10 protein-coding genes and 1 pseudogene are annotated in these 10,605 nt (G+C 59.6%); 6 read left to right on the plus strand and 5 right to left on the minus strand.

From position 1 onward, the window contains the following. The first annotated feature begins 324 nt into the window (after window positions 1-324). Window positions 325-2,016, plus strand: a complete 1,692-nt coding sequence (fadD1, locus tag LQ215_RS28505; protein ID WP_230153591.1) for a long-chain-fatty-acid--CoA ligase FadD1 — start codon at window positions 325-327, stop codon at window positions 2,014-2,016. Window positions 2,017-3,126: 1,110 nt separating this feature from the next. Here the strand turns inward: fadD1 and LQ215_RS28510 are convergent. Continuing rightward, entirely contained in the window at window positions 3,127-3,504 is a 378-nt protein-coding gene (locus LQ215_RS28510; RefSeq protein WP_025212261.1) for a hypothetical protein, read from the minus strand. A gap of 195 nt (window positions 3,505-3,699) precedes the next feature. On the opposite strand from LQ215_RS28510, the gene LQ215_RS28515 reads away from it, so the two are divergent. The 3 genes from LQ215_RS28515 to def all read left to right on the plus strand — a co-directional run bounded on the left by LQ215_RS28515 (window position 3,700) and on the right by def (window position 5,552). Then, window positions 3,700-3,891 carry a CsbD family protein gene (locus LQ215_RS28515; protein WP_058545733.1) on the plus strand — a complete coding sequence of 64 codons (192 nt, stop codon included), beginning with the start codon at window positions 3,700-3,702 and terminating at the stop codon, window positions 3,889-3,891. Between the two features lie 174 nt (window positions 3,892-4,065). Next, window positions 4,066-5,016 (plus strand): YihY/virulence factor BrkB family protein, encoded by a 951-nt coding sequence (locus tag LQ215_RS28520; RefSeq protein ID WP_230153592.1) that lies wholly within the window; start codon window positions 4,066-4,068, stop codon window positions 5,014-5,016. After that, window positions 5,013-5,552: a peptide deformylase gene (gene def / locus LQ215_RS28525; protein ID WP_230153593.1), complete on the plus strand. Its 540-nt coding sequence runs from the start codon at window positions 5,013-5,015 to the stop codon at window positions 5,550-5,552. Before LQ215_RS28520 ends, def begins: the two co-directional genes overlap by 4 nt. A gap of 129 nt (window positions 5,553-5,681) precedes the next feature. Here def and LQ215_RS28530 read toward each other — a convergent pair whose 3' ends face one another. The 3 genes from LQ215_RS28530 to LQ215_RS28540 all read right to left on the minus strand — a co-directional run bounded on the left by LQ215_RS28530 (window position 5,682) and on the right by LQ215_RS28540 (window position 8,129). Further along, window positions 5,682-6,104, minus strand: coding sequence for a GNAT family N-acetyltransferase (locus LQ215_RS28530; protein ID WP_230153594.1), 423 nt, complete (start codon window positions 6,102-6,104; stop codon window positions 5,682-5,684). Between the two features lie 293 nt (window positions 6,105-6,397). After that, window positions 6,398-6,940 carry a hypothetical protein gene (locus LQ215_RS28535; protein ID WP_230153595.1) on the minus strand — a complete coding sequence of 181 codons (543 nt, stop codon included), beginning with the start codon at window positions 6,938-6,940 and terminating at the stop codon, window positions 6,398-6,400. Window positions 6,941-7,097: 157 nt separating this feature from the next. Beyond that, window positions 7,098-8,129, minus strand: a complete 1,032-nt coding sequence (locus LQ215_RS28540; protein WP_230153596.1) for a LacI family DNA-binding transcriptional regulator — start codon at window positions 8,127-8,129, stop codon at window positions 7,098-7,100. 216 nt (window positions 8,130-8,345) lie between these two features. Between LQ215_RS28540 and LQ215_RS28545 the strand changes: the two genes are divergently transcribed. Both LQ215_RS28545 and LQ215_RS28550 read left to right on the plus strand, forming a co-directional pair. Next, window positions 8,346-8,879, plus strand: coding sequence for a gluconokinase (locus LQ215_RS28545; RefSeq protein ID WP_003198590.1), 534 nt, complete (start codon window positions 8,346-8,348; stop codon window positions 8,877-8,879). 91 nt (window positions 8,880-8,970) lie between these two features. Further along, on the plus strand, window positions 8,971-10,323 hold the full coding sequence (locus LQ215_RS28550) for a GntP family permease (RefSeq protein WP_230153597.1): 1,353 nt from the start codon (window positions 8,971-8,973) through the stop codon (window positions 10,321-10,323). Window positions 10,324-10,475: 152 nt separating this feature from the next. Here the strand turns inward: LQ215_RS28550 and LQ215_RS28555 are convergent. After that, window positions 10,476-10,605, minus strand: a pseudogene (locus LQ215_RS28555) (alanine transaminase); the annotation flags it as partial.

The following is a 10,605-nucleotide window of genomic DNA, read 5'->3' on the forward strand; positions in this document are numbered from 1 at the left end:
CGATGGCGGTGTATCAGCTAAATCAGATTCAGCTGGTCCACCGCCATCGCGAGCAAGCTCGCTCCCACAGTTTTTTGGCTATTCAGGGTGATTCAGGTGGAGCTTAGAATTTTTACTCTAAAAATGACCATAAAATATTCATGAGTCATGTTTGTGACTGTGGGGGCTGCTTTTGGCTCTAGTCGGCCCCTGGCAAAGCTGCTACTCTCGGCGCGCTTTTGTGACTTCTCGGCCTTGATTCAAGCCAGATTCACCAATAAACACACACCAATAATAATCGCATCAAATGCGGTGAGAATTCGCGTTGCTGAGGAGTGGGCTTCCATGATTGAAGACTTTTGGAAGGATAAGTACCCAGCTGGGATTGCTGCCGACATCAATCCAGACGAGTATCCGAATATTCAGGCGGTGTTGAAGCAGTCCTGCCAACGCTTTGCCAACAAGCCGGCATTCAGCAACCTCGGCAAGACGATCACCTACGGTGAACTCTACGAGTTGTCCGGTGCCTTTGCCGCGTACCTGCAACAGCATACCGATTTACAGCCGGGCGATCGAATCGCCGTGCAGCTGCCCAACGTTCTCCAGTACCCGGTGGCCGTGTTCGGTGCGATCCGCGCCGGGCTGATCGTGGTCAACACCAACCCGCTGTATACCGCGCGGGAAATGGAGCACCAGTTCAATGACTCCGGGGCCAAGGCGCTGGTGTGCCTGGCGAACATGGCGCACCTGGCCGAGACCGTGGTACCCAAGACGAGCGTCAAGCACGTCATCGTCACCGAAGTCGCCGACCTGCTGCCGCCGCTCAAGCGCTTGTTGATCAACAGCGTGATCAAGTACGTCAAGAAGATGGTCCCGGCCTACCACTTGCCCAAGGCCGTCAAGTTCAACGACGTGCTGAGCAAAGGCCATGGCCAACCCGTCAGCGAAGCCAACCCCACCAGCGACGATGTGGCCGTGCTGCAATACACCGGCGGTACCACCGGCGTGGCCAAGGGCGCGATGCTCACTCATCGCAACCTGGTGGCGAACATGCTGCAGTGCAAGGCGCTGATGGGTTCCAACCTCAATGAAGGTTGCGAGATTCTGATCACGCCGCTGCCGCTGTACCACATCTATGCCTTCACCTTTCATTGCATGGCGATGATGCTGATCGGCAACCACAACATCCTGATCAGCAACCCGCGTGACCTGCCGGCGATGGTCAAGGAGCTGTCGAAGTGGAAGTTCAGCGGTTTCGTCGGCCTCAATACGCTGTTCGTGGCCCTGTGCAACAACGAAGCCTTCCGCAAGCTGGATTTCTCGGCTCTGAAAGTCACCCTGTCTGGCGGCATGGCCCTGCAACTGGCAGCAGCCGAGCGCTGGAAAGCGGTGACCGGCTGCCCGATCTGCGAAGGCTACGGCATGACCGAAACCAGCCCGGTGGCCACCGTCAACCCGATCCAGAACATCCAGGTCGGTACCATCGGCATTCCGGTGCCGTCGACGCTGTGCAAGGTGATCAATGACGCGGGCGTCGAACAGCCATTGGGCGAAATCGGCGAGTTGTGTGTGAAAGGCCCGCAGGTCATGAAGGGCTATTGGCAGCGCCAGGACGCCACCGACGAGATCCTCGACAGCGAAGGCTGGCTCAAGACCGGTGACATTGCGCTGATCCAGCCGGACGGCTACATGCGCATCGTCGATCGCAAGAAAGACATGATCCTGATTTCCGGTTTCAACGTGTACCCCAACGAATTGGAAGACGTGCTGGCAACCCTGCCGGGCGTGCTGCAGTGCGCGGCCATCGGCATACCGGACGAGAAGTCTGGCGAGGCGATCAAGATCTTCATCGTCGCCCGGCCAGGTGTCACGTTGACCAAGGAGCAGGTGATGGAACATATGCGTGCCAATGTCACCGGCTATAAGGTGCCCAAGGCCGTGGAGTTCCGTGATGCCTTGCCGACCACTAACGTGGGCAAGATCCTTCGGCGCGAGTTGCGGGATGAAGAGCTCAGGAAACTGGGGCTGAAGAAGTAAGCCCGTTGCCAATGACAAACCCGCTGATGCGGTGATGCTGTTTACTTAGAAAAACGGTGCTTCTTTCAGAAATGGGAAGCGCCGTTTTTTTTGTGGCTGGTTGCTTTGGTGTGTATATCCTTTTTTTGCGTAACGGCGGCTTAGGGTTCCGCTCTTACAGCGGGTCACTTTTGAGAAGCGCAAAAGTAACCAAAACGCTTTTGCCCCACCACTCGGTGCCTCGCCTAGGCTCGGCATGCCTGAACGAAGGCATTGCTCCGTGGGCCCGCCGCGAAGGGCCATCCATGGCCCAGCGCGGCTACCTCGGCATCCATGCCGAGGTGCCCACTGCGCAACACCTTCGTTCAGCCATCGTGGTTAACGGGGCGCCCGAGATCAACGTCCACCGCGAGGCGGCCTTATAGCCGACCTGGTTCTGGGTGATCGCGTTCCTCCTGTGGGAGCGGGCTTGCTCGCGAAGGCGATGTGTCAGTTTGCGGTGATGTTGGATGTGCCGGCCCCATCGCGAGCAAGCTCGGCTCCCACAAGGGATCTTGGGTGTTTCATGAGTCTTGTGTTCGCTGCAGGCCTATTGTGGGAGCGAGCCTGCTCGCGATGGGGATGTCACAGTCGATGAAGATGTTGAATGGGCCAGCCTCTTCGCGAGCAAGCCCGCTCCCACAGGTTTTGCGGTGTATATGGGTTTTGTGTCTGCTGAAGATCCAATGTGGGAGCGAGCTTGCTCGCGATAGCGGTGGTGCAGCCACATAGATGCCGGCATGAGCCCCGCTCTTGCTCTTGCTCTTGCTCTTGCTCTTGCTCTTGCTTTGGATCTTGATCTTGATCTGGACGCCCCGTTAAACCACGCTGGCCGAACGCAGGCATTGCGCAGTGGGCATCCCGGCATGGATGCCGGGATAGCCGCGCTGGGCCATGGATGGCCCTTCGCGGCGGGCCCACGGAGCAATGCCGGAGTGAGGGCACACCGAGCCTAAGCGAGGTGCCGAGTGGTGGGGCAAAGCGTTTTTGGTTACTTTTGGCGCTCTTCCAAAAGTGACCCGCTGTAAAAGCGGAACCATAAGCCGCCGTTACGCAAAAAACGGATATACACACCAAAGCTAGGAAACCGCATTACAACCTGAACTGCGCAAAATCCAGATTGGTGCCCCCCGGTCGCATGTCCTGAAGATAGGAATCCTTGTCAGCGCTCAGTTCCAGGCTCAGGGCTGCCTTGCGCTTGCCCTGGTTGCGCACTTCCAGGCCTTCCAGCTTCTCGCGCAGGAACACCGTGGGTACCTTCAGATGCAACAGCTCATCGGTGGCCGGCGTGTGCAGCAACAGGTGAATCCATTCGTATTGACCGATGGCCAGGCGCGCCACCGGGATATCGAACCAGAAGATGTTGCGGTTACGGTTCAATTCGCTGAAGTGGCAGTTGTTGACGCCCAATACGGCGCCGCCCAGTTCCTGGTTTCTGCGGGCGATGGCCTGCTTTTTATCGAGTTTCATAACGTTCCTACGAGATTGAAGCTTCAGGCCGCAGCCTGAATACGTGGGGCATTCTCGGGGGTGGATCGGCAAACATAAAGCGCAACCTGCATCTGACGATGAAATGCGCTGCTGAAAAAATGAAACTCCCCGCAAACGGCCTCGGTCAACCCTTATGTAATGACTTTTCGTACAGTTGTTAACAGGAGAGACATCATGGGTAGCACGAGCGATAAAGTGAAGGGCGTTGCCAACGAAGCCGTCGGCAACATCAAACAAGGCGTCGGCAAGGCCACCGACAATGACCGCATGCGCGCCGAGGGCGTGGTCCAGGAGAAAAAAGGTGAGGCCCAGCAAACCGTGGGCAAGGCCAAGGATGCAGTCAAGAAAGGCGTTGACGAGGCATAACCGGCCTGTTGAAAAAGCGATTGGAACGGCCATCCGCGCGTGGCCGTTTTCGTGTCGGCTCGAACTTGCACCGGGGAAATTGTTCCAAAGTCGCCAAACAGGTTACTTTTGTCTTGGATAGCAACCCGTGAGTCGCCAAGCGACCTTCCTTTTTTGCGGCGAAAGGAGACGCACATGATGTTCCCGGCCTTGAAAGGCTTGCCCTTGCATCGTGTGATGATGCGCACCGTGACTGAGTTTCTCGACGACGAGATGTCGACCTACGCCTCGGCATTGGCCTACCAAATGCTGTTTTCGCTGTTTCCTTTCATTCTCTTTCTAATCGCATTGATCGGCTTCCTGCACCTGCCGGACTTCTTCTCCTGGTTGCGCCTGCAATCGGAGCTGGTGCTGCCGCCCCAGGCCCTGGAGCAGGTCAACCCGGTGATCGACCAGCTCCAGCAATCCAAGGGCGGGCTGTTGTCGGTGGGTATTGTCATTGCGTTGTGGACCGCCTCGGCGGGCGTGCGGCTGATGATGAGCGCGATGAACGCCGCCTACGATGTGGTGGAAGGGCGTCCGGCCTGGAAGCGTTTTCCGTTGTCGATTTTCTACACCATCGGCATCGCCGGCATGCTGTTGGCCGCCGCTGCACTGATGGTGCTCGGACCGCAGGTGATGGGCTGGATCGCGGCCCAGGTCGGATTGGAGACGTTCATCGTCACGCTGTGGACGATCGTGCGCTGGCCGGTGATCGTGTTTCTGTTGATGGTGGCCGTGGCGCTGATCTATTACGTGATGCCCGACGTCAAGCAGGAGTTTCGCTTCATCACCCCGGGCTCTGTCCTGGCGGTGGTGGTGTGGATCGTCGCCTCCCTGGGGTTTGCCTTCTACGTCAAGACGTTCGCCGACTACAACGCCATGTACGGCAGCATCGGCGCGATCATCGTGTTGTTGCTGTATTTCTATATTTCCTCGGCGGTGCTGTTGCTCGGTGCGGAGATGAATGCGGTGATCGAGCACATGTCCGCCGAGGGCAAGGACCGTGGCGAAAAGAGCCCCGGCGAGCATGAAAAACAGCATGTGTCGGGCCTGGGCCGCGACCATTCCATCCCTCATCCCCACCCTGACGAAGCCCGGCCATGATCCGTGACATCCTGAAAATGGGCGACGAACGCCTGCTGCGTATCGCCCCGCCGGTGCCTGCCGACATGTTCGACAGCCCGGCGTTGTGGCAATTGATCGACGACATGTTCCAGACCATGGAAAGCGTCGGCGGCGTCGGCCTGGCGGCACCACAGGTCGGCGTGGACCTGCAACTGGTGATCTTCGGCTTCGAGCACAGCGAACGTTACCCCGACGCCGAGGCAGTGCCCCAGACCATTCTGATCAACCCGCTGATCACCCCACTGGGCCCGCAGATGGAGGAGGGCTTCGAAGGTTGCCTGTCAGTGCCGGGCCTGCGCGGGGCGGTCGAGCGCTACCAGGACATCCGCTACGAAGGCTTCGATCCCAAGGGCGAGCCGATCGTGCGTTACGCGTCGGGTTTTCATGCGCGGGTGGTGCAGCATGAGTGCGATCACCTGATCGGGCGCTTGTACCCGTCGCGCATCAGTGATTTCAGCAAGTTCGGGTTTACCGAGGTGATGTTCCCGGACCTGGATCCCACGGTCGACGACTAACTCATGATCGACATACATCCCCTGTGGGAGCGAGCCTGCTCGCGATAGCGGTGTATCAGCCAACTCATCTGCTGGATGTAAAACCGCAATCGCGAGCAGGCTCGCTCCCACAGTGGATTGTATTGAGTTTCAGAAGCGTATTTTTGGCGCAAGCCCCATCGCAATCATCGGCTTGCTGCGCGCATACCGGCTCAGGCGTTCGGCCATCGCATAGGGCAGTTCGGGGTCGAAGCTGAAACCACGCCGCTCATAAAAACCGCGCAAGTCCGGGTGGCAGAACAGCCACACCGGCTCATTCACGCCGTTCACCGCTTCGGCGATCAATCGTGCGGCGATGCCTTGTACGCGGTACGCCGGGTCGACGAACAACCCTGTCAACCAATGCCCGCCCGACACCGGCCGCAGGCACAGGGCGGCGACGATCTCATCGCGCCGCGCCACCCAAAGCTGCGCGTCACGCACCGCTTTCATCGAGGATTGGTGGGCGCGATAGAACTTGTTCATCAGCGGCCAAAGCGATGCTTCGAGCGCTGCGTAATGGATTTCGGACATGGCAAGGTCGTGGGCGATAAGGGGAGGGCGATTATAAAAGAACGCAGGTGCGGCGATAGGTGTATACCTGACTTCACATCCCGTATGAGTGGAGTACGTATCATGGCCAAAGGCATGGATTCAAAAAAAGCGGCAAAGAAAAAACCGGCAAAGACTGCCGATGAAAAGCGCGCCGACAAAAAAACCAAGAAGGTGAACCTGTTCGGTCATTGAGCCGATACCGCCTCGGTTGGCTTCAGGTTTGAGCTGGGGGCGCTAACCCCCAGCTCAACCGCTGCGCCCTGTGCCGAGGCTTAAAGCGCGGCGAGAAACATGTCCGTGGCAGAGGCTTTGTCGTCGGTGCGACTCTCCTGGGCCTTCTCCACTTGTGCGATCGCCGACTTGTCCTGCATGCGCTGGGCAATCTCCTGGTTGACCGCCATCTGCTTCTCGGGCGGCATCGCCTCGAACTCTTCCTCAGAAATGCCCATCTCTTCGAGAATGCTGTCGCGCAGGCGCTCTTCGGGCGTCTTGCTCATGTAGTCCTTGAATGCTGCCGTCGCGGAACCACCCAGTGTCGTGGTTTCTTCGGCCGCTGCTGAAGCCACGGTCTGCAACTGCACGCGGGTCTTGGCGAACGCCTCGTCGACATTGTCGCTGATGGCGGTGGCAGCGTTGACCTGTTGCGTGGCTCGTTTGCTGAAGGACTCCTGGACCTGGGCAGCGCCCTGGCTGGCGTTATCGCGCAAGGCCTGCAACGCGGCGCTTTGCAGGCCGCTGGCGGCTTCGGCGGTGGGATCTTCGCCCGGGCGTTTGAGCGGCAAGACCATCGCTTGCTGTTTTGCACTGACCAACATGATGAATACCTGTGGGTAATGGCTGAGCGATGGGCAGGAGCAATTCCCATGCCGTCGTCGCGAGGCCCCTATTCCAAGGGTTCTGGGCAGGCGCGTGGCGAGCGGGGCGGCCAGTCCTTGCCGTTCGTCGGCATGGATCGACCGCATCGTGCCGGGCTCAGGTGCTTTCGCGAACCTTGAGCTCAAAGCCCATGTCCACTACCGGCTGCGCGATGCGGTTGCCGGCCATCAATGTCAGCATTTGCTCGGCGGCGCGACGGCCGATAGCTTCCCGTGGGGTGCTGATGCTGCTCAGGCGCGGCACCATGTGAGCCGAGGCGGGCAGGTCGTTGAAGCCCAGGATCGAAACCTGCTCGGGGATCTTGATGCCGCAGCGCAGCGCCTCCAACAAGGCGCCATGGGCCAGGTCGTCGTTGCCGAAGAAGATCGCATCGACATCCGGATGACTGGCCAGCAGTTGCAGGAACAGCTCGCCGCCCAGGCCCACCGATGATGGGCGTGGCGTCAGCACTTCCAGGTCCGGATCGTACAACCCGGCATTTTGCAGGGCGCCACGAAAGCCTTCCCCGCGTAGCAAGGTGCGCTGATCCAGTTGCGCGCCGATGTAGGCCAGGCGCTTGCGCCCTTTGGAAATCAAGTGCTCGGCCGCTGTTTCGCCGGCCTTGAGCTGGGAAAAACCGACGCAATTGAGCCCGGCGCCGGGGTCCAGTTCCATCATGTACACGCAGGGAATGTTGCTGGCCTCGATCATGCGCCGGGCGCTTTCGGTGCGGTCGAAACCGGTCAGCAGCAAACCACGCGGCTGATAGGCCATGTAGTTGCGCAGCAGGTCTTCTTCTTCTTCCCGGGAATAGTGGTAGTTGCCGATCACCACTTCGAAGCCCTTTGGCCGCAGCACCCGATGAATGGCTTCCAGGGTGTCGATGAACAACAGGTTGGACAACGACGGCACCAGCACCACCACCGAATGGCTCTGGGCTGAAGCCAGGGCGCGGGCAGCGGGGTTGACGACGTAGTTGAGCTGCGCGGCGGCCTGGCGGACTTTTTCCACCAGGTCGGCGGCCACGGTGCTGACGCCGCGCAGGGCACGGGAGGCGGTGATGGGACTGACACCGGCCAGGCGTGCGACTTCGTTGAGCGTAGGGCGACCGGTGGTGCGAGTATTCTTATCGTTTTTAGGGGCGGTCATCAGGGCGGCTTGCCAAACAAAAATCAAGGCACTAAGGTAGCGCTGTCTCGACGCGGCTGCAAATGCGTCAGTGGGGTTTGCCTGATCCCCCGTGTGCTGGTGTCGTGAACGAACATGCTGCAACCACAAAAATGACAAGAAGGCGTCGGCAACTTCTGCTTTTGCTGCGGTGTCATAACTGGCAAAGGTAGCGCTGTCTGCGCGCTGAGGTGTTACATGAATAATCCCATCACCGCCCTGGTCATCATGGGCGTTGCCGGTTGCGGCAAAACTTGCGTCAGCCAGGCGCTATGCGAGCTGAGCGGCGCCACTGCCATCGAAGGCGACACTTTCCACCCCGCGGCCAACATCCAGAAGATGAGCGCCGGTATTCCCTTGAACGACGACGACCGTGCCGGCTGGCTCGACAGCCTGTGCGATGAGTTGCGCCGTGTCGACGCCACGGGCGAGCGTCCGGTGCTGACTTGCTCGGCCCTCAAGCACAGTTATCGCGAGCGTCTGCGCAGTGCCTTGCCAGGCCTGGGCTTCGTATTCCTTGAATTGACCCCCGAGGTGGCCGCCGACCGCGTTTCCCATCGTCCCGGCCATTTCATGCCGTCGACCCTGATCGACAGCCAGTTTGCCACTCTTCAATCCCCTGTCGGCGAGCCCCTGACCCTGGCTCTGGATGCGTCCAGCCACAGCGTCGAAGAGCTGGCGCATCAGGCTTACGTCTGGTGGCTGGACCATGGTTTGAAGCTTGCCGGCTGAGTTTCAAAAATTTGCGTCAGAAAGATAGCGCTACCCCGACGGCTAACCCATAACTGCTTCAATAACAACAACAAATCAGGAGACACCTCCCATGTTCGGCATGTCCCACGAGACGTTCCTGCTGCTTGATGCAGTGGTCACGGTGATCGGACTCATCATCCTCATCACCAAGTTCAAATTCCACCCGTTCATTGCCCTGACCATCGCCGCCGCGTTCCTCGGCCTGACGTCGGGCATGCCGGCCGGCACCATCATCAAGGCGTTTCAGGACGGCTTCGGTGGCGTGCTGGGCTTTGTCGGCATCATCCTGGCGCTGGGCACGATGCTCGGCAAAATGATGGCCGAGTCGGGCGGGGCCGATCAGATCGCCCAGACCCTGATCCGCGCCTTCGGCAAGGACAAGGTGCAGTGGGCCATGATGTTCGCCGCGTTCCTGGTGGGCATCCCGCTGTTCTTCGAAATCGGCTTCGTGTTGCTGATCCCGCTGGTGTTCATCGTTGCACGTCGCACTGGCGTGTCGATCATCAAGATCGGTATCCCGCTGCTGGCCGGTCTTTCCGCGGTCCACGGCCTGGTGCCGCCGCACCCGGGGCCGCTGCTGGCGATTGGCGTGTTTGGCGCCGACATCGGCAAGACCATTCTGTATGGCCTGATCGTCGCGCTGCCGACGGCCATCATTGCCGGGCCGATCTTCGGTACGTTCATTGCCAAGCACATCCCCGGCCATCCGAACCAGGAGCTGGTGGACCAACTGGCCCGTGAGACGAATTCCGCCGAACTGCCAAGCTTCAGCATCACCCTGATCACCGTGCTGTCGCCGGTGTTCCTGATGCTGCTCAAGACCTTTGCTGACGTAGCGCTGCCCGATGGCAACCTCTTCCGCGTCTGGATGGACATGATCGGCCATCCGATCTCGGCCTTGCTGCTGGCGTTGCTGCTGTCGCTGTACACCTTCGGCTACAAGCAGGGCATCGGTTCCAGCCAGATGCTCAAATGGCTGGATGCAAGCCTGGCCCCGACTGCCGCGATCATCCTGATCATCGGTGCCGGTGGCGGCTTCAAGCAGATGCTGGTCACCAGCGGCGTGGGCGATGTGATCGGTCACATGGCGGTGAGTGCGCAAATCTCGCCGATCCTGTTGGCCTGGCTGGTGGCTGCGGTAATCCGCATTGCCACAGGCTCGGCGACGGTGGCGACCATTACCGGTGCCGGGATCGTGGTGCCGGTGGTGGGGATGATGCCGGGTGTGAACCGTGAGCTGCTGGTGCTGGCGACCGGCGCTGGTTCGTTGATCCTGTCCCACGTCAACGACGCGGGCTTCTGGCTGGTCAAGCAGTACTTCAACATGACCGTGGCCGAAACCTTCAAGACCTGGACCGCGATGGAAACCATCCTGTCCGTGGTGGGGTTGATCTTTATCCTGCTGTTGTCGCTGGTGGTCTGAACCTGTGGGAGCGAGCTTGCTCGCGATGGCGGACTGACAGTCGACTCTTTCGCTGACTGTTATGCCGCTATTGCGAGCAAGCTCGCTCCCACATTGGTTTCTGGTGATCAGCAGATCCAGGGTGGGAGCAAACTCCCACCGTTGGCTCTGAGTCAGGCGCCAGGTTTGTTTATCAACCCATCCGCCCGGAACATCCCGCGTATCCCGCGCACCGCCTGGCGAATCCGGTCCTGGTTTTCGATCAGCGCGAAGCGCACGTGATCATCCCCATATTCCCCGAAC

Origin of the sequence: Pseudomonas brassicacearum (assembly GCF_918698105.1) — a bacterium.
GTDB classification, from domain to species: Bacteria; Pseudomonadota; Gammaproteobacteria; order Pseudomonadales; family Pseudomonadaceae; genus Aquipseudomonas; species Aquipseudomonas brassicacearum_F.

What these genes read in the sequence shown, in the direction of transcription:
- LQ215_RS28510 (WP_025212261.1), bottom strand. Translation starts at nt 3,504, where the DNA reads ATGAAACTCGATAAAAAGCAGGCCATCGCCCGCAGAAACCAGGAACTG.
- LQ215_RS28515 (WP_058545733.1), top strand. Translation starts at nt 3,700, where the DNA reads ATGGGTAGCACGAGCGATAAAGTGAAGGGCGTTGCCAACGAAGCCGTC.
- LQ215_RS28545 (WP_003198590.1), top strand. Translation starts at nt 8,346, where the DNA reads ATGAATAATCCCATCACCGCCCTGGTCATCATGGGCGTTGCCGGTTGC.
- LQ215_RS28540 (WP_230153596.1), bottom strand. Translation starts at nt 8,129, where the DNA reads ATGACCGCCCCTAAAAACGATAAGAATACTCGCACCACCGGTCGCCCT.
- fadD1 (WP_230153591.1), top strand. Translation starts at nt 325, where the DNA reads ATGATTGAAGACTTTTGGAAGGATAAGTACCCAGCTGGGATTGCTGCC.
- LQ215_RS28520 (WP_230153592.1), top strand. Translation starts at nt 4,066, where the DNA reads ATGATGTTCCCGGCCTTGAAAGGCTTGCCCTTGCATCGTGTGATGATG.
- LQ215_RS28530 (WP_230153594.1), bottom strand. Translation starts at nt 6,104, where the DNA reads ATGTCCGAAATCCATTACGCAGCGCTCGAAGCATCGCTTTGGCCGCTG.
- def (WP_230153593.1), top strand. Translation starts at nt 5,013, where the DNA reads ATGATCCGTGACATCCTGAAAATGGGCGACGAACGCCTGCTGCGTATC.
- LQ215_RS28535 (WP_230153595.1), bottom strand. Translation starts at nt 6,940, where the DNA reads ATGTTGGTCAGTGCAAAACAGCAAGCGATGGTCTTGCCGCTCAAACGC.
- LQ215_RS28550 (WP_230153597.1), top strand. Translation starts at nt 8,971, where the DNA reads ATGTTCGGCATGTCCCACGAGACGTTCCTGCTGCTTGATGCAGTGGTC.